Source organism: Arthrobacter sp. EpRS71 (assembly GCF_001512285.1).
In the GTDB taxonomy this organism is placed as follows: domain Bacteria; phylum Actinomycetota; class Actinomycetes; order Actinomycetales; family Micrococcaceae; genus Arthrobacter.
In genome coordinates, this window is the sequence record NZ_LNUV01000003.1 from 820,287 (window position 1) to 842,624 (window position 22,338).

Consider the following 22,338-nt stretch of genomic DNA (forward strand, 5'->3'; position numbering starts at 1 on the left):
GTCGTTCTGAGCCCTCAAAACGACATCTGCTGCTACCCAGTTGGGCTGGCCGTGAACAAGCCGGCCAGCACGGAGCACGCAGCACCCCGGGCCAGGGCCACAGGATCTGCAATGGCTGCATCAAACAGTGGAGGCGGAGTGTTGGCGTGAAGGTACTGACTCATAAACGCGTGCTTGGTCTGCTCGGCGAACGTCCCCAGATGAGCTTCGGGCGCGAAGCCCACCACCACCTGCTCGGGCCCGAGGACCTTGGCGGCGTTGGCCATGCCAATACCCAGATGCACGGCGGCGTCGGCAATCAGGCTGGAATCGACGTCGGGGTCTATCTGCCGGTTCTGGCCGTTTCGCTCCAGCTCCTGCTGCATGCCCCACAGGCTGCCGCGGGTTTCACAGCAATCTTCGGCTCCGCAGTGGCAGGGCCTGGCCGGTCCGGGTCCGGTGATCGCACGCGAATGGGCGAAGCCGCCCGCCGCGCCGTTGAAGCCGCGCTGGATGCGGCCTTCAATCACGACGGCGGCCCCCAAGCTGGTGCCGACGCTGAAGATGAGCATTTCGCGACCTTTGAAAACGTCGTCGAACAGCAAACCGCGTGCGTAGGCGTTGACGAAACTGTCCACGACGACGGCTTGGCCCACAGCCTCTTCAAGAAGCATTTGGAATGTGATGTCAGTCCAGCCCATCGCCCCGCTATGCCGCACCAGACCACCGGCTTGATCCACCACGCCGGAAACGGCTGCGCCCACCCCGATCAGCCTGGACTCCATCTGCCCTGCCGCGGATCGAACAGCCCGGGCAGCGGCCGCTGCCGCCTCGTCGGGCTCGGTGGATGCCAACGGCTCGCTGTGCGTTGCCACCACGTCACCGCGCAAATCGACCACGACGGCGTGTGCCTCCGTGGCGGACAGTCTCACCCCAGCTGCGAAGACGCCTTCGCGCCCCAGCTCCAGGAGACGCGCCGGACGGCCACCCGTGCTGGGCGCAATCTCGGTTTCCACCAGCAGCCCGGAGTGGACCAGCTTGCCGGTGATCCCGGTGACGCTGGCTGCGCTCAAACCGGTTTGGATCGTGATTTTGGCGCGGGATACCGGCGCCTGTGTGCGGACGATGTCCAGCACCAGGGCCTCGTTGATCTCGCGGATCAGCGCCTTGCTGCCTGCGCGTGGCTTCATAGCTCGTGGCTCCTGTTGTTGCGTCGCAAGGGATCTCCCCCATTCTGGCATCCGCGGTCCGGATGTCTTCACACTCTCCATTGTACTTACTTTAGTCATTGACAAAAGATATTGAAGCTGGCAATCTCGGTCTCATGAACATCAACAAAGGCGTTGCATCACCCTCCTCGCCCCCCACAGCACCCCGGCTGCGGATCCTGCTGAGCATCCCGGACGCCGAACGGGCAGCGTTCATCACTCCCGAAACCCGCACTGCCCTCGGCGAGCTGGGCGACATCACTGAAATCGCCCCCGCCGAACTCCAGTCCTTGGATACTTTCGCGGCGGCCGCCGCAGACAAGGATGCGTTCATCACCGCGTGGGGATTCCCCCGGCTCGACGCCGAACACTTGGCAGCGGCGCCGAACCTCAAGTGCGTCGTCCATGCAGCGTCTTCGCTGCACGCCCTGGTCAGCGACGACTTCTGGGCCGCCGGCATCCCCATCTCCCAGGCGGGCGCGGCCATGGCACCGGCCGTCGCGGAACTGTCGCTGACCTTCACGCTGAATCTCCTCCGCCGTGTGCACCTGCTCGATCACAGCCTCCGGACGGGGGCCAGTTGGGACGACGCCCGCAACGTCAGCAGGGCCCGCGAAATCTCCGGGGCCCGCATCGGAGTAGTTGGAGCGTCCAGGACAGGACGCCGCTACATCGACGCCTGCCTGGCACTCGGCGCCAAGATGTCCGTCTACGACCCCTACATTCCCGCCGGAGATCCCCTCGCGGCCCACTCAGCAACCCTGCACGATCTGCTGGCCGACAGTGATGTGGTGGCTATCCATGCTCCGGCCACTCCGGAAACCGAAGGTCTCATCAGTGCCGCCGAACTTGCCCTGCTTCCGGACGGGGCCGCGTTGGTAAACACCGCCCGCTCCACCATCGTGGACATGGAAGCCCTCTACAAAGAGGTCCGCTCGGGCCGGATTGATGCAGCGCTGGACGTCTTCGACCACGAGCCCCTGCCCACGGACAACCCCTGGCGTTCGCTGCCCAACGTGCTCCTGACGCCCCACCTCGGAGGGGCCACCGTGGACTCCAGGCGCCGGGCCGGCGCCATTGTGGTTGACGAACTCCGCCGCTTCATCAACGGCGAACCCCTGGAACACGCCCTCACCCGCACCGACCTCGAACGAATGGGCTGAAAATGCGCAACATCCTCCTGATCCATTGCCACGATCTGGGCCGCTTCCTGGGCACCTATGGAGTGGAGACTGTCTCCACACCCAACCTGGACGCCCTGGCAGATGAATCCACCCTCTTCGAACAGGCCTTCGCCACGGCCCCGCACTGCAGCCCTGCCCGCGCCTCACTGTTCACCGGGACGTATCCGCAGAGCAACGGGGTCCTCGGGCTGACGCACGAGCCCTTCAGTTGGGACCTCACAGAACCGAAAGACCACATCGCCTACAGGTTGAAATCGGCCGGCTATCAGACCGAACTGGTTGGCGTGCACCATGAATCCCGGGTCCTGGCCGACGACGTGGTGGCCAGCAGGCTTGGCTTCGACCGTGCCCGTACGGGAGGTGCGCGGGACGTCGTCGTACATCGCGCCACTGACGCACTGCGTCGGATGTCCGGCAGCGACCGTCCCTTCTACCTGCAGGTGGGCTTCACGGAACCGCACCGCGTGCCGTCCGAACGGGACCGCCCAGGCGTCATGGGATTCCTGGCCGACGGCGTGAACCCGGACGTCTCCCGGGGGCACACAGTCCCTGCCCACCTGGTGGACAACGAGGGCGCCCGCGAGGAAATCGCCGAACTGCAGGGCGCTGTGAAGCACATGGACGAAGGCGTGGGCAGCATTCTCGCGGAACTCGAATCGTTGGGCCTCCGAGACCGGACACTGGTGCTGTTCACCACCGACCACGGCCTTGCGCTGCCCCGCGCCAAATGCACCCTGTACGACGCCGGACTGGGCGTTGCGCTGATGCTCCGCCACCCCGGCAACGCGGCTTGGTCCGGGAAACGCGTGACGGACATCGTCAGCCACGTGGACGTCCTGCCCACCTTGCTGGAGCTGGCCGGACTGCCGCTCCCGGAAGGCCTCGCCGGGGCCAGCCTGCGTCCGGCCGTCGAAGCAGGAGAGGCTCCGCGAAGCCACTGCTTCAGCCAATTGAGTTATCACACGTATTACGACCCCAAGCGGTCAGTGCGGACATCCACGCACAAGCTGATCGTCAACTTCTCCAACGCACCACGCGCCATGGATCCCACCCAATCCTGGATTCACCGCAGCCTGCCGGCAGACCTTGGCGGGCCAACCATCGGCACCAGCCCGGCGCTGGAACTCTACGACCTCAGGGTGGATCCAGAGGAACTGGACAACATCGCCGGCCAGCCGGAGCAGTCGGAGATCCTCAGGGATCTCTCCGCAACCCTTTTCGACTGGATGCGGGAATGCGGCGATCCCCTCCTTACCGCCCCCGTAGCAGCCAGCCGCCACAACCTCGCCCTCGACGCGATCCACGAAGCCACCCTCACCCGAAAGTAGTCACCATGTTTACTCGAAAAATGCGCACCGCCACTTTGGCCACAGCCGTGGTCGTTACCGCTGCTTTGACCCTCACCGCTTGCGGTTCTTCTGGTTCGTCAACGTCCGACGGCGGCCAGGCCACCGGCAAGGTGACGCTCTGGATGTACCCCGTCATCAAGGACGAGACCGCCAGCAAGAAGTTCTGGCAGGACACTGAGGCAAGCTTCGAGACGGCCAACCCTGGAATCGACCTGACCATCGAGCTCCAGACGTTCGACAAGCGGGACGCCCAGATCTCGGCGGCGCTTGCCGCCGGCTCGGGACCCGACGTCGTACTTATTACGCCTGACCAAGCAGCCACGTACCGTAACGTGCGCGGGCTGCTGCCGGTGGATAAGGCGGTTGAGCAGGACAAGGACAGCTTCTATCCCGGCACGCTGGAGGCCGCGACGTTCGACGACGAAGTATTCGGCGTTCCGCTGTTCCAGAACATCAACACCACCGCTTACAACACCAAGATCTTCGCGGACGCAGGCGTGCCGCTGCCCAAGACCTGGGATGACCTGCGCAGCGCGGCGCCGGTTCTGGCGAAGAAGGGCGTCGCCGTGATGGACTACGCCGGAAGCCCCGAGCAGACGCTCAACCTGTCCTTCTATCCGCTGCTGTGGCAGGCCGGCGGAACGGTTTTCACCGATGACGCCAAGGACATCGCCTTCGATTCAGAGGCCGGTGTTTCGGCACTGCAGTTACTGATTGACCTGAAGAAGCTCGGCGGGCTACCCGCGGATGCAGCCACCGATGGACCCAAAGTTGAAGGTGCTCCGATCGCCACCGGCAAGGCCGCGATGCGGGCCACCACGTCGTTGCCGGAATTGAAGCAGATGCGTGCCGCGCTCGGAGCCGAAAACGTTGCACTGGGCGCTCCGTTGCAAGGCAAAGTCCAGGCGACCTACGGCAACCCCGGTTTGCTGGCACTGACCTCCATCAACAAGAAGGAAAACCGGGACGCCGCCTACAAGGTGATGAGTTACTTGAGCTCGGCCGAGTCCCAGAAGGCCCTCAATGCCGCCGCGGGAAACCTCCCCACCCGGACCGACGCCGCAGCTTTGGGCACCGACCCGGACTCCTTGGCCATGGCAGAAGCTTTGAAGACCGCCAACCCCGGCGAATCCTCACCTGTTGCACGCCAGGTCATGGGTGCCCTCGCTCCGAACATCCAGGCCGCCCTCCGCGGTGATGTCACCGCCAAGGAAGCCCTTGACCGTGCAGCCACGGAAGCCCGCGGCATCCTGCAGCGCTCGGCATCCTAAGCCCGGCCCCACCACCGATTGGTCACCCCATGTCCATAAACACCCGTACCAGAAACACGCTGGCCGGCCGACATCCCGAGTTGACGGCCCAACCTCTCAAGCCTTTCGGGGCCAAGAAAGCCCGCAGCCGGGAGGCGCTGGCCGGCATCCTGTTCGTCCTTCCCACGCTGATCATTTTTGGCCTCTTCAAATTCCTCCCCATCTTTGGGGCCGGAGCCATGAGCCTCACCGAGTACAGCCTTAACGGTGACTTCGAGTTCCTGGGCGCAGATAATTACGTGCGCCTGGCCGAGGACCCCAACTTCTGGCAAAGCCTGCGCGTGACATTCCTGTACGTGGCGATTTTTGTTCCGTTCATCATCGCCGTGTCACTGGCCGGTGCCGTCCTCCTGGACAAACTGGTCAGGTTCACCGGCACTTTCCGGGCGTTGCTGTTCATTCCGTACCTGAGCTCGTTCGTGATGGCCGGCATCATCTGGACCTGGATCTTCTCCACCGACGGTCCGCTGAATGCCGCACTGGGCAGCCTGGGCATGGGACCCGTTCCCTTCACCTCAGGCCCTCAACTGCTGGTCCTCTTGTCCCTGGCCGTGGTGTCAGTGTGGAAAGGCTTCGGCTATTCCATGTTGATCTTCCTGGCCGGCCTCAAAGCCCAGCCCGCTGAAGTCCACGAAGCCGCCCGCATTGACGGGGCCGGCGCCTGGAAATCGTTCTGGTACGTGACGTTGCCGCTCCTGAAGCCCGTGGTGTTCTTTGTCCTGGTCATCGAGACGATCGTCGGCTTCCAGGTCTTCGACACCATCTATGTGATGACCGGAGGCGGACCCGCCCGGGCCAGCCACAGCCTCATCTACTTCCTGTTCGACGAAGGCTTCAAGTTCTTCGACTTCGGCTATGCCTCGGCCATCGGCGTGGTGCTGTTCGTCATTGTGCTCATCCTCTCGCTCATCCAGCAGCGCTTCTTCGAAGGTAAGGACTCCAAGTGACCGCCACCCTTTCCACTCCAACTGGTGGGCGTCACCCCGCCGGACGTCCCGCCCAAAGCCCCGCCGGGCACAGCCCAGGGCGCAATACCGAGAAGCGCCGCCAACGCACCCTGACATGGGTGTTGGCAGTAATCTCACTCTTCACTGTTGCACCGCTTATTGCCGTTGCAGTGCTGGCGCTCTCCCCCGCCGATGCTCCCACCTTGCCGTACGCGCTGCCGTCGTCGCTGACGTTGGACAACATTGTCCGCATCTTCAACGTGGGTGAGTTCCCGCTCTGGCTCTGGAACTCGTTCCTGTACTCGGCTGTGTCCGTGGTGGTTGTCCTGCTCACGGCATCCATGGCCGCCTACGCCTTGGCCCGCAAGAGGTTCCCGGGACGGAACGCGCTGCTGTGGGCCATCATTGCCACCATGATGGTGCCCGTCCAAGCCACCCTGATCCCCACGTTCATCCTCATCTCCAAAATGGGCGGGGTGAACACCCTCTGGGGGCTGATCCTGCCCACGCTGGCCAACGCCCAAGCGATCTTCCTCATCCGGCAGTTCGTCCGGGACATGCCCGAAGAACTCTTCGATGCCGCCCGCATCGACGGTGCCGGCGAATGGCGGACGTTCTGGCAGATCGTCCTCCCCTTGATCCGCCCCGTCCTGGCAACACTGGCAATCTTCGTCTTCCTATGGCACTGGAATGATCTTCTGTGGCCCTTGGTGGTGGGCCAGTCGGACGCAGCCAGGACGCTCACGGTGGGCTTGGCAACGTTGAACACCGAGACCGCCTCCACGTCCAACGTCATGGCAGCCACTCTGGTCAGCTTCATACCATGCCTGGTGATCTTCGCCCTCCTGCAAAAGCACATCGTCGCCAGCATCACGCACAGCGGGGTCAAAGGATGACGTCTGCCGCGCCGATCCGTTTTGGGCTCATCGGTGTCGATTCCCCGCACGCGCCGTCCTTTACGCGCCTCTTCGGCAATGGCCTCGACGGCGTGGTCCCCGGCGGCACGGTGACGCACGCTTGGAAGGGGGAACCGGCGTCGGACTTTCCGCTGAGCCTCCACCGCATCGACGCCTTCGCAGACGAAGTCAGCGGACTTGGGGTCACCCTGTGCGACTCCCCCGAAGCTGTGGCCGAGGCGTGCGATGCGCTCTTGATCGTGGCCTCGGATGCACGCACCCACCCGGAGTACTTCAGGCGGGTTGCCCGGTACGGAAAGCCCATTTACGTTGATACCCGTTTTGCGCCGTCCCTTGCTGAGGCGCGGAGCATGTTGGCTTGGGCCGAAGCCTCGGGTTCGTTGGTGCTGGCCGGTTCACCGAAGCGCTTTGCGCGCGAGTTCCGAACGGCTCTTGGGGCTGCCGACGCGCACCGGGTATCGCTCACTGGACCGCTACCCACTCAGCCCGGCCATCCCGGCTTCTCCTGGTACGGGGTGCATTTGGTGGACCTCGCCGTCGCGTCGCTGGGTTCGGTCGCCACCCGCTCCGGAAAAGTGACGGTCGACGCCGGGCGGCCAGAACCCGCTGCGGGCCCGGTTTCCGTGACGGTCGACTGGGGCGACGGCCGGGTGGCGACCATGAGCGGCGAATCCGAATGGACCCCGCACACGCTGGGCCGGATTGAAACCACCGAGGGTCTGGCCACCTTCTCGATTGAAGCCGGGCCCCCGATGCTGGTGGGCCTCCTTGAGGACATCGTGGAATCGTGCCGCAGCGGCAGGCCCAATGTGCCGCTGCCCGAAATCCTCAGCATCGTGGCCATCGTGGAAGCAACCAACAGGAGCCTCGAAACGGGAGTCCCCGTGACAGTAGGCAGCTAGTTACGCACCCAAATGTTAGGAAACCCATGGCAGAAGTCATCATCGTCCGCGACCAAACCGAGGCTGGGAGTGTGGCCGCGTCGATCTTCGCGCAGCAGATCTCCACGAACCCCTGCACCGTCCTTGGCCTCGCGACAGGTTCCACTCCCCTGTCCACGTACGCTGCGCTGGCTGCGACAGTCGCGGAGGATGCCATCGACGTCTCCGGAGTACGTGGCTTCGCTTTGGACGAGTACCTCGGCGTTCCGCCGCAGCACCCGGAAAGCTACCGCTCAGTGATCACCCGCGAGGTGGTGGAACCGCTGGGGCTCAATCCTGATTACGTGTTCACGCCGCGAGGCACCGGCCCGGGCATCACCCAGGCCGGCGCAGAATACGAAGACATGATCGCGGAGGCCGGGGGCATCGACATCCAAATCCTGGGCATCGGTTCCAACGGCCATGTGGGGTTCAACGAGCCCGGGTCCTCCCTGGCGTCCACCACCCGCATCAAGGCTTTGGCCGAACAAACCCGCAAGGACAACGCACGGTTCTTCGATTCCCCGGACGAGGTCCCCACCCACTGCATCACCCAAGGCCTGGGCACCATACTCAAGGCCAGGCAGTTGGTCCTCCTGGCTTTCGGAGCAAACAAGGCGCAGGCCGTCGCAGCCGCTTTGGAAGGACCCGTCTCGTCCGCCGTTCCCGGCTCAGTGATCCAGCAGCATCCGCGGGCCACGGTGATCATCGACGAATCAGCTGCTGCAGGGCTGGCTCACGCCGAGTACTACCGGCACGCCTGGCGATCAGCGCAGATCTTGAATGCAGTAAGTTTTTGAGCGGGAGCATCATGCTTCCAGACTCGTAAAAAAAGGGGGCCTCACATGGACCACACCGTCCAACCGACACGATGGAAAGCATTTTGGGACAAAGGTGGTTGGTGGCGGGCCATCCTGCTGACAGTCCTCTATATGGCGATCTACCTTGGCGCAGGCCTGGTAATTGGGACAGTCGCGGGCGACCAAGTTGTCGCCGAGGATATTTTCCGCACACCCCAGAGCGTCTTCGTTGGCCTGACGCTGTCCTTGATTGTTGGCAGTGCGGCACTGGCCGCGTTTGTGTACTCCGTGGGCTGGTTCAAACCGCTCTTCGCGCAGCAACCTGTCAAGGGAAGTTGGTGGATGTGGGCGGCGCCGTTATTCCTGGTCGCCGCCATTGTGTTGCGCTTCCTGGGTATCAACTACAGCAGCTACCAGGCCTCGGTGGTGGTCCTCATGCTCGTCACCGGCCTGCTGATCGGTTTCGCGGAGGAAATCCTCACCCGCGGCATCGTGGTGAAAATGCTGCGGGACTCAGGAAAGTCCGAGTGGGTGGTCATGGTGCTGTCTTCCTTGATTTTTGCCCTGTTGCACTCCGCAAATGCCCTGTCAGGCATGCCGATCGTCACCGTGTTGGTGACAATTGTGTTCACATTCGGCTTCGGCATTTGCATGTACCTGACCCTGCGGGTCACCGGCAACCTGATCTGGCCCATGATTCTCCATGCCCTCTATGACCCCACGCTCTTCCTGTCCACGGGAGGCATCGACCAGGCTGCTGCGGGGCCGCAAAGCCCGCTCGTGCAGCTGGCTGGGCCGGCCAACATGATCTACATCCTGATCGCAGTCGTGGCTTTGATGGTGGTGAGGGGACGCGTGCAGCGCGCGCCTTTGTCCGAACCTGTGTTGAGGTAGTTCCACATAACAGAAGCGTTCGACGGCGGGTGCGTACCCGCCGTCGAACGCTTCTGTTTTAGCCGCGCAGGTCGGTCCCTTGGCAGGGGTTAGTCAAAGTGCTCCCCCGGTCCGCCTTCTCCTTTATTGATGTCAGTGCTCGGAGTTTACGCAGCAGCCTATGGGTCGACTCGAAGAGATCCCGCGGATTCCCTGCGATCCGTTATTGCCCTTGGGCAGCCAGAAGACGCGAGTCCAGCAGTCCTGCCGCGACTGCCGGAGCGAGCCCGGGAGCCAGCGGAAGCCGCGGAACTACCAGGCAGTGCCACAAGTGATAGATATCAGCCTTGCCAGACCAGACAGTGGACGCGACGTTGCCGTGCTCATCCAGCTCTTGTTTCCAGGAACCGTGCTCATAGTCGATGAACCAGTCCCGTGCGTGGTCCCAGATTCGCTCGTACCACTCCGCGTAGGCCTCGTCTCCGGTTGCCATGTACAGCGCTGCCGCGCCCCCGATTGCTTCCACCGGTACCCAGCGAATGCGGGACGTGACAATGGGCTTGCCCTCCCAATCAACGGAGTACACAAACCCGGGATGGCCATCCGGCTCCCATGCGTCACGGATCGCAGCGGCGAAAAGGCCCTGCGCGTCTTCCATCAGCCACCCAGGAACGTCCATGGCGCGGGCCTCCAAGCCGGCGCGGAGGTGCAACAGGAGCCTGGCCCACTCAACCCAGTGGCCGGGCGTGCCACCATAGGCGCGGAACTGGCTGGCCCGGTCATCGGTGTTGTACTCCGGAATCGGGTTCCATTCAGGGTCGAAGTGCTCGAAGACCCGGTAGTTGTTGTTCCGCGCAAACTTATGGATGAGCACCTCAGCAATATGGAGTGCCCGCTCGATCCAGCGGTTTTCGCCGGTCACGTCGGCCACGATGAGGTAGGCCTCAACAGAGTGCATACTGGCGTTCCCGCCACGGTAGGCCTCGGTTTCCGTAAACTCCCGGTTCCACGAGTCGAAGCACATATTGGCTTCGTGGTCCCAAAACTTCGAGTCGGCAATGTGCAAGGCTTCGTCCAGCAGTTCCTGGGCGCCAGGACGTTTGGCAGCGACGGCGCTTGCGGCTGCCAGGAGCACGAACGAATGCTGGTACCCGGACTTGGTGTCATTCACGGGCCCGTCCGCGTCGACCTCCGCGTACCAGCCACCGAATTCGCGGTCCCGGAAGACTCCATTGAGCGCGGCAATGCCGTGGTCCACCATGGACGCGGCACCCGGGCGACCCATCAATGCCGCAACGGCAAAACTATGGACCATACGGGCGGTGATCCAGAGATGGGTCGGCTTCTCCGTCATGACCTTCCCGTAGTTGTCGAGCCAGCCAAAGCCAGTGGGGACCTTCGAACCGGAGGCGAAGTTGATGAGCCGGTCTGTTTCCGTTTCGAGCCAACGTGCGTGAGCGGCGCTGTTCAACCACGTCATGTGCATCTCCTCAATAAATGTGCGGCCACCAGAGGTAGGGCCTGTTCTTATGCTAATCCCTGGTGATTGAATACCACCAGATAAAGTTTGTTTTTCAACAATTGGTAACGACACTTCGGCCTTGAGCGCAAGCCAGAAGGCACGCAGACAGCCTCATGCAGCCCGCTTCGGGGGAACGCCAAGACCCGCAGGTATAGCCAGGGTCAGTGAGTCATTCAGCGACGATCAAACGGACGTTGGAAGCGGACAATGCCGCAGCCACTTCACGGGGCGGCGGCGCGTCGGTGACAAGAATGTCTACAGCCTCAAAGGAAGCCAACCGAGCCAGCGCGTACCGAAGCATCTTCTGGTGGGTCGCGACCACCACAACTTGTTCCGCCGAACCCATCAGCGCCAACTTCGTTGCCCGTTCCACATCCCGCTCAATGTAGAAACCTTCATCATGGATTCCGCTCACCCCAATGAAAGCCGTCTTGGCCCGAAGCCCCTGGACGGCGTTGACCGTCATGGGCCCGTTGAACGCCTGGCTATCCAACAACAGTTCACCGCCCAGGCAAATGGTCCGGGCAGAAGTGAGCTGCAGGCACCGTTGTATGGCAGGAGCGGAGTGGGTGATGATGGTGCCCATGAAAGCGGCCGGGAGCTCCTGGGCGATCTGGTAGGTAGTGGTTCCAGCGTCCAGAATAATCGCGTCGCGCTCTGAGATCAGGTCCACGCAGGCCTTCGCAACCCTCTGCTTCGCGTCGGCGTCTTCCCGGACGCGTGCCGCGAAATCAGCATTTTGGCCGTGGCCTTCAATGGCACTGACCCCGCCATGAACCACCTTGACCAGTCCGAGTTTGGACAACGCACGCGTGTCACGGCGGACTGTCATGTCCGACACGTCGAAAGTGCCGGCAAGGTCTGCGGTGGAAAGGAATCCCCGCCTGCCAAGCTCGTCCAGAATGGTCTGCTGCCGCGGTGTCAGCGGCGCCTCTTCTCGTGCGATGCTCATGGCTTCCCCTCTTTTGACGCCCCCCGGACCGATCATCGGTGTAGGAAAGTGTTGTAATTCCAACACAATCTTACTTACTTCTGCGCACCGACATGGGTAGCGAGGAGATCAATGGAGCGGCCTTCCACGATGGAGCGCTCCGCCGCCAAGCCCATCCGCACGGACTGGAGACCATCCGCAACAGTCACCTCCACGGGCCCTTCGCCCAGAATGGCCTTCCGGTAGCCAAGGTGCTCGTAGTATGTAGAACCGTGGTGGGCCCCGGCAGCCAGGACCGCTTCATCTACCGGAACGTCGTGCTTCTCCGGGCCCAGTGGCGAGCGCGGGCTGAACTCGACTGTCGCTTCGCATTCGTCTCCCTCAATCCAGTGGTTGGCAGCAACGGGGATCAGCGTTTCAATCTTGGCCGCGTCGCCTACCACTGAGATTCGTTCCTGAAATTTGGATCCCTCGGCGAACATGGACAGTTCCAGCATGGCGCGGCGACCGCCCTTGAAGTCAACGATCACGTAAGCGTTGTCCACCATGTCCGAAACTCGACCGTCGTACACCTCGTCCATGTGGTTGACGTCGTGTCCACCACTGGCGAAGACGCGCGTGGGTTCGTCCTGCAGGATCAGGCGCATGAGATCGAAGAAGTGACAGCACTTTTCCACCAGGGTCCCGCCGGTGCGTTCGGCGAACCTGTTCCAGGCGTCCACTTTGTGCAGGAACGGAAAGCGGTGCTCAACGATCGAGAGCATGTGGAGGTTACCCAGCTTGCCGCTGTGTGCAGCTTGGATGACTTCCTGCACTGGAGGCATGTACCGGTACTCCATGGCTACCCAGATGGGGGCAGGGTAGCCAGCCGCAAGGGTCTCAAGTTCATCTGCTTGCTCCGCGCTGGTGCACACCGGCTTTTCCACCAGAATCGGCAGGTTGGTGCCGCTGGCAAAGATGTCCTTAAGGATTCCCAGATGTGTGTCGTTGGGGCTGGCGATCACCAAGGCATCCACGAGTCCTGATGCCAGCAGATCCTGGTGCGAGGAGTACGTCTGCACTTCGTAGCCAATTTCACGCGAGGTCTCTTCAAGGGACGAAGGAGTGGGGTCAGCGACCGCGGTGATTCGGCTTCCCGGAATCAGTGCGAGGTTCCGGACATGTTCGCGGGCCATATGACCGGCGCCTATAAGGCCATAGCGAATGGTGTGGACCGTTTCTCCAGAAGGCAATGACATGAACTGCTCCGTTTCTCAGCGTTGAGTGAAGGGGATCGACGTTGCATCCCGAACATCACTATACCGAATGTGTTGTTTTTCACACATAGCGTGTGTATATTTTTTCACTACCAGCCCAACTACAACGAGGTGGAACGTGCCCCAACCGTCATCCGGAACCCTGCTTTTCGTCGGGTGTGCCACTTTGGACTCCATCGCTCTCGTGCAGGAATACCCTGCAGCCGACAGCCGGACTGTAGCCGAAGACTTCGCTACGGCGGGAGGCGGACCTGCCGCAACAGCCGCCGTGGCTGCAGCCCGAGCCGGTGCCAAGGTTGCCTTTGCCGGCATCCTCGGCGCAGACGAAGAAGGCGACCGGATCATCACCGGACTCCAAGCCGAAGGCGTGGACACTTCCGCTGTCATCCGTGACCCTCATGTCAACACAGGCGCGAGCGTGATTGTTGTCAGCAAGGCTACCGAAAGCCGGGCTATCGTCACCCGGCCCGTACCGCCCATTAACTTTCCTGCCGGCAGCCGCTTTCATGAACTCCTGCACGCTGCTGAGTGGGTCCACGTGGATCACCTGGGCTGGAACGCCATAGCTGATGTGACCGGCCTACGGATCAGCGTGGATGCGGGAAACCCGATTCCATCCTTCAGCCCACAGGGCGTTGAGCTCTACGTTCCCACCATCGAACGCCTGCAGGCCCTGTACGGAGCCGATCTCACACCTGAAGACCTCGTGCACAGGGCCAATGAAGACGGTGCTTCAACCGTAGTTGCCACCGCAGGGTCGGAGGGAGCATGGGGCCTTGAACGGGGCGGCGTCCCCTTCCACATCCCCGCAACCCCCGCCAACATCGTCTCGACGCTCGGCGCCGGTGACGTCTACCACGGCGCCATCCTCGCGGCCGTCGCTGCGGGACTTCCACTCGCAGAGGCTGCGTCGTTCGCAGGCCGTACTGCCTCGGCTTCCTGCGCTGGCCTGGATGGGCGTTCCATGATTCCCCGCAAGACCATCACCTCTGTCCTCACCGCTAATCCCACCCTCTAGCTGAAAGAAGCAGCCCATGAGCATCACAGACCTTTCCTCCCTCCAGCGCCCGTCCGGTGCGTTCGCCATGCTCGCCGTCGACCAGCGCGAAGCCATGCGAAACATGTTCGCCGAGCACACAGACCAAGCCGTCACTGACGAGGACCTCCGCGACTTCAAACTCGCAGCTGCCCGCATCCTCACTCCTTATGCTTCCGGCGTCCTGATTGATCGCCAGTTCGCCCTGGATCAGGCCATCGAGGCCAAGGTGGTAGCTGACGGCTGCGGACTTATCGCCTCTGCCGACCACTTCGAATCAGCCCACGGCGAGCTTGTGGGCGAAGTGACAATTGACAAACTGGTTGATCCCAAGAAGTACGCAGCATTGGGCGTCACGGCACTCAAGCTGCTGGTTCTGTACCGTCCGGACGAAGCCGCAGAAGGGCGGGTGGCAATGGTCCGCGAGTTCGTGGAGAGCTGCAAATCCGCCGGGCTCATCAGCATTATCGAACCCGTATCCCGCAAGCCACTGGCAGGAGGCGAGTTCGACTGGAACGCCGGCATTCTCGCCGCAGCCAAGGAACTCGGCGATCTTGGAGCTGATCTCTACAAGGCCGAAGTCCCCTACAAGGGCCAGGCTTCCGAAGCCGAGGTTCGTGCCGCCTGCGCCGAACTTACCCAAGCCATCAATGGTCCGTGGGTAGTACTTTCTTCGGGCGTACCGGAGGACATTTTTCCTGACGCCGTCCGCTGGGCTTGCCTGGAAGGCGCCAGCGGCTTCCTGTCCGGACGCGCCGTTTGGGCGTCCTGCATCGGCTCGCCGGATGTCACCGAATCCTTGTCTACGGACGCCGTCAAACGTCTGCAGCGGCTCTGCGACGTGGTGGACGAAGTGGTCTCTGCGCAGCGAACCACCGCCTGATCTTTCGGGGCATCACGGGTGCCCCTTCCCTCTTCACCCATAACTAGGCACAGCAACACTCAACGAGGAGATTATTGTGAGTCAGATTTCACGCAGGCAGGCCATGGCTGTTCTCGGAGCTCTGGGTTTTGGCGCAACCGCCGCAGCATGCGCAGGACCGGGTGGGTCCACCGCCCCAGGTGGAGCCACAGGTCCGGCCGCTCCTGCCACCGGCGCCATCACCGGGAGGGTGTCCTTCGCCCACTGGCGCGGCGAGGACAAGGCGGTGTTCGACGAGCTCATCAAACGCTTCGCAGCAAAGAACAGCGGCGTGGAGGTCGTGCAAGATATTTCCACGTCCAACGACTACAACGCCCAGGGCCTGCAGAAGGTCCGAGGCGCTGCCATCGGCGATTCATTTGCCACCTTCCGCGGCGCGCAGTTCAACAATTTCAGCGAAGCCGGGATCTACACGGAGCTGAAGAACAGCAAAGCTGTTGGAAACTACCAGAAGGGGCTGCTGGCAGCTGGACAGTCCGGAGACAGCCAACTGGGTCTGCCGTATCAGGTGGTCTTCCCCATGCCGATGGCCAACACGGACCTCTTCGACAAGGCCGGCGCGGAACTGGCTCCCAAGGACTGGGACGCTTTCCTGGCCATGTGCGAGAAACTTGCCTCGTCCGGCGTCGTCCCTATCTCCTGGCCCGGAGGCGATGTGGGAAATGGCGGTCAGCTGTTTAACTGCATGATCGCCAACAATGCCCCCGCAGATGACATGTGTGCTCAGATCGAGCAGGGCAAGCTCAAGTGCACGGACGACTGGTTCATCAAGATGCTGAACCAGTACAAGGACCTGATCCCCTACCTTCAGCCCAATGCCACCGGCACCGCGGTGGAACCGGCACAGAACCTGTTCTCACAAGGCAAAGCCGCAATGCTCGCCACAGGTTCGTACCACATTGCGGCTGTCCGCAACCTGGGTGCGGCATTCCCCATCGAACTGGTCTTCCCCAACACCTCCACAGACGGCAACGCCACGTTCGAGGGCGTCTACAACGCCACGTTCATCCTGGGCGTCAATTCCGCCAGCAAGAACCAGGCGGCAGCGGCAGCATGGATTGATTTCCTGTCCGAACCGGAGAACGCCGGATACTACGCCAATCAGACGGCACAGCATGTCTCTGTCAAGGACGTCGAGTACACCAACGCGGACCTCAAGCGTTTGAGCCCGTGGCTGGACAAGAAGACGGCCCTGGCTGCCCGTTTCCAGTTCCAGAACCTGGACGTCCGCAACGCCGTCGAAGCCAGCGCCACGGCGGTCATCTCCGGCAGCAGCCCGGAACAAGCAGCTGAAGCAGCCCAGAAGATTGTTGACGAACGGCTATGAGCACCCATACCGGAACGGCTGCCAAGCGAAAGGCGCCGGACAGCACCACCGAAGCTGCGTCGAAGAAGCGCCGGTCCCCTACCCGCGTGAACCCAGCGCTGTATTTGTTCCCGCTTCCAGCAGTTGCCATCATCGCCTTCTTCCTGGTGATGCCCACGCTGCAGGCTTTCCAATACGCTGTCACGGACTGGAACGGGTTCTCGGCAGCATTCAACTACGTAGGTGTGGACAATTTCGTCCGGGCATTCACCAAGGATTCGCTGTTCACCAACGCCCTGACCAACAACCTGAAGTTCGTTTTGCTGGTAGTCATCGCGCAAACCGTATTCTCGTTGCTGCTGGCGCTGCTGCTGGTAAAGAACTCCCGCGGAAATGTGGTGCTGCGTGCTTTGTTCTTCTTCCCCACCATTCTGTCCTCGGTGTCCGTGGCCTTCATCTGGAAGTTCATCTACGATCCCAACTTTGGTCTCGCCAACTCCGCTCTGGGCGCCATAGGTTTGGAAGGCCTTCAGGGCTCATACCTCGGCAACAATTCCCAAGCACTGTATTGGGTTGCGGTAACGCAGGTGTGGTTCCACGCAGGCCAAATGATGGTTGTCTACATCGCAGGCCTCCAGGCCATTCCGCGTGAACTGTATGAAGCAGCCGAGATGGACGGTGCCAATAAGTGGCAGCAATTCAAGTCCATCACGTGGCCGTTCGTAGCCCCGGCCACATCCATCGTGGTCGCTTACACCACGGTCCAGTCGTTCAAGGCCTTTGACCTGATCCTGGGTATCGCGGGCAACCCACCCAAAGGGTCCTTGGACATTCTCTCCACCCGCATCTACAGCACTTTTGCCAACTCGGAGTTCGGATATGCCGCCGCTCAGTCAATCATCTTCATGGGGATGATCGCCTTGGTCACCTGGCTGCAGCGCCGGTTGCTCCGTCTGACCCCGAAGGGGGAATGACAGCATGCTTGCATCAATCAGCCGCCGCGGAATCCTCGCCATCTACGCGGTCATTATCATCGTCCCCATCACTGTTGTCCTGTTTGGCAGCTTCAAGTCCACGCAGGAACTTTTCGAGGGTCCGTTCAGCCTTCCGCAGTCCCTCGCGCCGGATAACTTCGCCGAAGTCATTGGCGGCCAGGATCTCGGGTCATCCTTTCTGAACAGCGTCATCGTCACCGGGATTTCCGTTCCCGTCACACTCTTCATTGCCAGCCTGGCTGGCTATGCAGTGGCCCGGCTGAGGGGCTTCGCATCGTGGGCCATCTTCGGATTCCTGGTCCTGGGAATGGCCATCCCGGCCCAGGCCAACATGGTGCCCCTGTATGTGCTGTTCGGCCGCATCGGCCTGCTGGACAACCTCACCGGACTCATCGTGGCCAACGTCGTCTCCACGCTGCCCATTGCCGTGTTCATCCTGGGCGGGTTCATGCGTACGCTGCCCAAAGAGCTCTACGAGGCATGCTCCATTGACGGTACCGGGCCATGGCGGACGTACGTATCCATTGCCCTCCCGCTCTCGGCGCCCTCCATCGCTGCCGCTGCGATCTTCCTGTTCGTCATCCACTGGAACGAGCTGCTGTACCCGCTCTTGTTCATCCAGTCCCCCGGAAACCGAACCCTTCCCTTGGCGTTGCTGAGCTTCCAGGGTGAATTCCAAACCAACTACCCGCTCTTGTTCGCCGGCGTCATCCTGGCATCGCTGCCTGTTGTGGTGGCCTATGTCTTCCTGCAGCGCTACTTCGTTGCCGGCATTACCGCCGGTGCCAGCAAGGGATGAGCGCCATGCGCGGCACATCCCGTCATGGAACTCCATCAGCCAACGAAAGGCATTTACCGTGAACCTGAAGTCAGCGCAACACCTGATCAACGGAAACTGGCACTCGGGCGGAACAGCCAAGGATGTAACAGACCCGGGGAACGGGAGCACAGTAGGCGAGGTGGCCTGGGGAACAGCCGAGGACGCGGGCAAAGCCGCTGACGCTGCTGCAGAAGCGTTCGGCGCATGGTCCCGAACCACTGCCCGCACCCGCGCCGACCTCCTCCGCAACGCCGCTGCGCTGTTGTCCGAACGCCGCGACGAACTGGCGCATACCCTGGCGTTGGAAGCGGGCAAGCGACTCCCCGAGGCGCAAGGCGAAGTGGACTTCTCAGTGGAGTACTTCCGCTGGTTCGCCGAGGAAGTGCGCCGTACAACCGGTACCGTCAGCCCACCCGAACTCCGGGGCCGCCGGCACCTCAGCACCAGCAAGCCCATTGGGGTTGCCCTGAGCCTCACCCCATGGAACTTTCCAGTTTCCATCCAGGCCCGCAAACTCGCCGCCATGCTTGCGGCCGGCTGCACCGTGGTGGGCCGGGTCTCCGAGAAGGCACCGCTTGCCGCCACCGGCCTTTTCGAGATCCTGCACGACGCCGGATTCCCCGCTGGAGTGGTCAACCTGGTGCACGGCCCCTCCCGCGAAATCACCGGTGCTCTACTCAAGCACCCCGCAGTCCGCGCCGTCAGCTTTACTGGCTCCACCGGGGTTGGCCGGCAGATCATGGCTTCTGCCTCCGAACGCGTAGTGAGGCCACTGCTGGAACTTGGCGGCAACGCACCGTTCATCGTCTTCGAGGACGCAGACCTGGACGCCGCTGTTGAGGGGGCAGTGCTCGGAAGGCTCCGCAACACAGGACAGTCCTGCGTCGCTGCCAACCGGTTCCTGGTCCAAGACAGCATCGCGGACGAATTTGGCCGGAAACTTGCCGCGAAATTCGACGCCATGACCATCGGGCATGGGGTGCCAGACGGCGACGAACCCGTCCCGGATCTTGGTCCTGTCATTGATGTTGAGCGCGTCACCGCTGTGCAGGCCCTGGTGGACGATGCCCTTGGCCGCGGAGCCCGCCGCCTCACTGAACGTACCCACGTTCCCGGCGGAGGCTCCTTCATGGCACCGACGCTTCTCACTGATGTTCCCGACGACGCCCCTTTGGTGAGCGACGAAGTCTTCGGTCCCGCGGCAGGAGTCATCACCTTCTCCTCGGAAGAGGAAGCCATCAGGAAGGCAAATGCCACCGAGATGGGACTTGCAGCCTACGTCTGGAGCAGCAGCCCCAAACGCGGCTGGGACATCCCTGAACAGCTCGAAGCAGGCATTGTAGGAGTCAACGATCCTCTCCCGTCCGTGGCCTTCGCACCCATGGGCGGCGCCAAGCAGTCCGGCCTGGGCCGGGAGGGATCAAGCCTCGGCCTGGAGGAGTTTGAGGAGGTCCAGTACGTGGCCTGGAAGCCCTGAATGCTGACTACCGGACTTGTTCTGGGCGCTGTGCTGATGGGCGCCGGGATGCAACGCGTTACCGGTATGGGGTTTGCCTTGGTAGCGGCCCCGTTTCTGGTACTTCTCCTCGGCCCCGCCGAAGGTGTGGTGCTGGTGAACGTGTGCGGGGCCGTGACAGCGGGTGCCATCATCTTCCGCGTCAAGCGGGATATTGACTGGAAGAGGTATGTAGCGCTCGCTGCCTCGGCTCTTCTGGGGATTATCCCGGCCGCAATCCTCGTCCGGTACCTTCCGCCACCGGTCCTGGAGATTTCGATCGGGGTGACCCTTGCTGTTGGACTGACAGTCCTGCTGGTCATGAAGTCCGCTGTCCTGCCCCAGCGTCGCCGCTACCTCTTGACCGCGGGTGGCCTCAGCGGCTTCATGAACACTGCCGCGGGTGTGGGGGGACCGGCCGTCAGCATCTACTCCATAGCTACCCGGTGGCAGCACAAGTCATTCGCAGCCACGATGCAGCCCTACTTTTTCACCATCGGCGCCTTTTCCCTGATCTCCAAAGCAGTCACCGCACCAGCCTCGTTTCCGGTCCTGCCGATGACCATGTGGCTCGGGGTCGCTGCCGCCTGCCTGGTGGGACTCGTTCTGGGTGACCTCGCGTCCAGGCGGGTGTCCACCAAGGCCGCCCAGATTCTCCTGATTGTCCTTGCATACCTGGGAGCAGCAGCAACCATCATTCGCGGTGTGCTGGACGCAATGGGCTGACCGCCCGACCCACCAACTTTAGAATCCCACCACCACCTTCGAAAGGACTGTCATGTCCCTCGCTTCATCAAAGATCGCTTCATCAGAAGAACGTACCCTGCGAGTTTCCACACCCCAGGGGGAACCTGTTGCCCTCTCGATTGATGCTTCCGATGCTGTGGCCGTTCGGCTGGAAATTGACAGCAACTGCGGCTGTGCCCACAGCACGGTTCGGGGCGTCGGCTCCTACACGGATACCGACTTCGGTAAACGCTGAGTTCCACGGGTGGCGTCTCGTGTGCTCGAGCGACGCTGGTAGTGTTGGTTTTCCAACACATACCGTTTACTTCCTATCACTGAGGCGTACCTCCAAGGAGAACTATGGATCTTTCCTCATCTTTCAAGGCCTACGACGTCCGTGGCTTGGTGGGGGTTTCCCTCACCGATGACGTTGCAGAGGCCATCGGGGCAGCATTCGTGGACGTCCTGGGCCTTGCCGGCAAGTCTGTGTTCTGCGGCGGAGACATGCGTCCGTCGTCCAAAGGGTTCGTATCTGCGTTCTCCCAAGGGGCCGCAACCCGGGGAGCCGACGTCTACGACCTCGGGCTCATTGCCACCGACGAACTCTATTTTGCGTGCGGGGCCATGAACGCAGCCGGTGCCATCTTCACAGCCAGCCATAACCCTGCCCAGTACAACGGAATCAAGATGGCCAAGGCTGGCGCCGTCCCCATCTCTTCCGACACGGGTCTGTTTGAGATCCGGGACCTCGCCCAACGCTATCTGGACGAAGGGTATCCCGAGGCTCACGAAGTGGGGACCATGGCCCCGCTCGACGTTCTTGGCAAGTACGCGCGCAAGCTTCGTTCGCTCGTAAACCTTGCGGGGATCCGGCCACTGAAAGTTGTAGTTGACGCAGGGAATGGCATGGCCGGACTCACCGTACCTGCCGTCTTGGGCAGCCAACTGCTGGACGCTTTGCCGCTGACCATCGTCCCGTTGTATTTCGAGCTGGACGGCACCTTCCCCAACCACCCCGCCAATCCCTTGGAACCGGAGAACCTCCGGGATCTGCAAGCAGCCGTGCTTGCCCACGGCGCGGACCTTGGGTTGGCATTCGACGGCGATGCGGACCGCTGCTTTGTTGTGGACGAGACCGGTCACCCGGTGACGCCCTCCGCCATTACCTCCATGATCGCGGTGCGCGAGATTTCAAGGGTCCAAGCAGCGGGTCAGGGCAACCCGGTGGTGATCCACAACTTGATAACGTCCCAGTCGGTGCCCGAGTTCGTGAAAGCGGCCGGCGGCAGGCCAGTCCGCACGCGAGTAGGCCACTCGTTCATCAAGGCCCAAATGGCCGAAGAGGACGCCGTCTTTGGTGGGGAACACTCTGCCCACTACTACTTCCGCGACTTCTACAACGCTGACACCGGGATGCTGGCGGCCATGCACGTACTCGCTGCTCTGGGTGAGCAGCCCGGCACCCTTTCCTCCCTTGCACGGCAGTACGAACCGTACTCGGCCAGCGGCGAAATCAACTCAACAGTGGCGGATGTTTCCCGAGCCATTGCAGACGTGCGCAGAACCTACGATCAGACGGAAGGTGTCCGCATCGATGACCTGGACGGGTTGAGCGTGATCGCCGAGTCGGGCGAATGGTGGTTCAATCTCAGGGCATCAAACACGGAAGAACTTCTTCGGCTCAACGTTGAAGCCGCCGATCCCCTGACCATGGGCCGCATGCGGGATGACGTCCTGGAACTGATCAGGAAGTAGCCACTCCACACCAGCGGCGCCGGCTGGCGAATGGCCACCAAACAGAAGCGTTCGACGGCGGGTTGCCACCGCCGTCGAACGCTTCTG

The 22,338-nt window shown here is 62.1% G+C and carries 21 protein-coding genes; 17 read left to right on the plus strand and 4 right to left on the minus strand.

Going from position 1 to position 22,338, the window contains the following annotated elements; genetic code table 11:
• Positions 1–32: 32 nt before the first annotated feature.
• Positions 33–1,169 carry an ROK family transcriptional regulator gene (locus tag AR689_RS06540; RefSeq protein ID WP_062068239.1) on the minus strand — a complete coding sequence of 379 codons (1,137 nt, stop codon included), beginning with the start codon at positions 1,167–1,169 and terminating at the stop codon, positions 33–35.
• 134 nt (positions 1,170–1,303) lie between these two features.
• On the opposite strand from AR689_RS06540, the gene AR689_RS06545 reads away from it, so the two are divergent.
• Genes AR689_RS06545 through AR689_RS06580 form a run of 8 tightly spaced genes read left to right on the plus strand, consistent with a single transcriptional unit; the run spans position 1,304 to position 9,508 of the window.
• Complete coding sequence (locus AR689_RS06545) at positions 1,304–2,350, plus strand: hydroxyacid dehydrogenase (RefSeq protein WP_062068241.1); 1,047 nt, start codon at positions 1,304–1,306, stop codon at positions 2,348–2,350.
• Positions 2,351–2,352: 2 nt separating this feature from the next.
• Positions 2,353–3,699: a sulfatase family protein gene (locus AR689_RS06550; protein ID WP_062068243.1), complete on the plus strand. Its 1,347-nt coding sequence runs from the start codon at positions 2,353–2,355 to the stop codon at positions 3,697–3,699.
• A 5-nt stretch (positions 3,700–3,704) separates the two neighbouring features.
• Positions 3,705–4,991: an extracellular solute-binding protein gene (locus tag AR689_RS06555; protein ID WP_062068245.1), complete on the plus strand. Its 1,287-nt coding sequence runs from the start codon at positions 3,705–3,707 to the stop codon at positions 4,989–4,991.
• A gap of 29 nt (positions 4,992–5,020) precedes the next feature.
• Positions 5,021–5,977, plus strand: coding sequence for a carbohydrate ABC transporter permease (locus AR689_RS06560; protein WP_062068247.1), 957 nt, complete (start codon positions 5,021–5,023; stop codon positions 5,975–5,977).
• Complete coding sequence (locus tag AR689_RS06565) at positions 5,974–6,873, plus strand: carbohydrate ABC transporter permease (protein WP_231745452.1); 900 nt, start codon at positions 5,974–5,976, stop codon at positions 6,871–6,873. Before AR689_RS06560 ends, AR689_RS06565 begins: the two co-directional genes overlap by 4 nt.
• Positions 6,870–7,796, plus strand: a complete 927-nt coding sequence (locus AR689_RS06570; RefSeq protein ID WP_062068249.1) for a Gfo/Idh/MocA family protein — start codon at positions 6,870–6,872, stop codon at positions 7,794–7,796. Before AR689_RS06565 ends, AR689_RS06570 begins: the two co-directional genes overlap by 4 nt.
• Before the next feature lie 26 nt (positions 7,797–7,822).
• Complete coding sequence (locus AR689_RS06575; protein WP_062068251.1) at positions 7,823–8,614, plus strand: glucosamine-6-phosphate deaminase; 792 nt, start codon at positions 7,823–7,825, stop codon at positions 8,612–8,614.
• Between the two features lie 45 nt (positions 8,615–8,659).
• The gene (locus AR689_RS06580; RefSeq protein ID WP_062068253.1) at positions 8,660–9,508 is read left to right on the plus strand and encodes a CPBP family intramembrane glutamic endopeptidase; all 849 of its coding nucleotides are present in this window, start codon (positions 8,660–8,662) and stop codon (positions 9,506–9,508) included.
• Between the two features lie 202 nt (positions 9,509–9,710).
• Here AR689_RS06580 and AR689_RS06585 read toward each other — a convergent pair whose 3' ends face one another.
• The 3 genes from AR689_RS06585 to AR689_RS06595 all read right to left on the minus strand — a co-directional run bounded on the left by AR689_RS06585 (position 9,711) and on the right by AR689_RS06595 (position 13,178).
• A complete protein-coding gene (locus AR689_RS06585; RefSeq protein WP_062068255.1) occupies positions 9,711–10,967 on the minus strand; it encodes an AGE family epimerase/isomerase in 1,257 nt (418 codons plus the stop codon).
• Between the two features lie 211 nt (positions 10,968–11,178).
• Entirely contained in the window at positions 11,179–11,961 is a 783-nt protein-coding gene (locus AR689_RS06590; protein ID WP_024818269.1) for a DeoR/GlpR family DNA-binding transcription regulator, read from the minus strand.
• 74 nt (positions 11,962–12,035) lie between these two features.
• Positions 12,036–13,178, minus strand: a complete 1,143-nt coding sequence (locus tag AR689_RS06595; RefSeq protein ID WP_062068257.1) for a Gfo/Idh/MocA family protein — start codon at positions 13,176–13,178, stop codon at positions 12,036–12,038.
• 136 nt (positions 13,179–13,314) lie between these two features.
• On the opposite strand from AR689_RS06595, the gene AR689_RS06600 reads away from it, so the two are divergent.
• The 9 genes from AR689_RS06600 (at position 13,315) to AR689_RS06640 (ending at position 22,251) form a co-directional block, all read left to right on the plus strand.
• Positions 13,315–14,214 (plus strand): carbohydrate kinase family protein, encoded by a 900-nt coding sequence (locus tag AR689_RS06600; protein ID WP_062068259.1) that lies wholly within the window; start codon positions 13,315–13,317, stop codon positions 14,212–14,214.
• 16 nt (positions 14,215–14,230) lie between these two features.
• Positions 14,231–15,115: an aldolase gene (locus AR689_RS06605; RefSeq protein ID WP_062068261.1), complete on the plus strand. Its 885-nt coding sequence runs from the start codon at positions 14,231–14,233 to the stop codon at positions 15,113–15,115.
• Positions 15,116–15,191: 76 nt separating this feature from the next.
• Positions 15,192–16,481 (plus strand): ABC transporter substrate-binding protein, encoded by a 1,290-nt coding sequence (locus tag AR689_RS06610; RefSeq protein WP_062068263.1) that lies wholly within the window; start codon positions 15,192–15,194, stop codon positions 16,479–16,481.
• Positions 16,478–17,434: a carbohydrate ABC transporter permease gene (locus AR689_RS06615; protein WP_062068265.1), complete on the plus strand. Its 957-nt coding sequence runs from the start codon at positions 16,478–16,480 to the stop codon at positions 17,432–17,434. The genes AR689_RS06610 and AR689_RS06615 overlap by 4 nt, the downstream gene beginning before the upstream one ends.
• A 4-nt stretch (positions 17,435–17,438) precedes the next feature.
• The gene (locus AR689_RS06620) at positions 17,439–18,254 is read left to right on the plus strand and encodes a carbohydrate ABC transporter permease (protein WP_062068267.1); all 816 of its coding nucleotides are present in this window, start codon (positions 17,439–17,441) and stop codon (positions 18,252–18,254) included.
• 58 nt (positions 18,255–18,312) lie between these two features.
• The gene (locus AR689_RS06625) at positions 18,313–19,752 is read left to right on the plus strand and encodes an NAD-dependent succinate-semialdehyde dehydrogenase (RefSeq protein WP_062068269.1); all 1,440 of its coding nucleotides are present in this window, start codon (positions 18,313–18,315) and stop codon (positions 19,750–19,752) included.
• Positions 19,753–20,496 carry a sulfite exporter TauE/SafE family protein gene (locus tag AR689_RS06630; RefSeq protein WP_062068271.1) on the plus strand — a complete coding sequence of 248 codons (744 nt, stop codon included), beginning with the start codon at positions 19,753–19,755 and terminating at the stop codon, positions 20,494–20,496.
• Between the two features lie 52 nt (positions 20,497–20,548).
• Positions 20,549–20,752 (plus strand): hypothetical protein, encoded by a 204-nt coding sequence (locus tag AR689_RS06635; protein ID WP_062068273.1) that lies wholly within the window; start codon positions 20,549–20,551, stop codon positions 20,750–20,752.
• Positions 20,753–20,856: 104 nt separating this feature from the next.
• On the plus strand, positions 20,857–22,251 hold the full coding sequence (locus AR689_RS06640) for a phosphomannomutase/phosphoglucomutase (RefSeq protein ID WP_062068275.1): 1,395 nt from the start codon (positions 20,857–20,859) through the stop codon (positions 22,249–22,251).
• Positions 22,252–22,338: the final 87 nt, after the last annotated feature.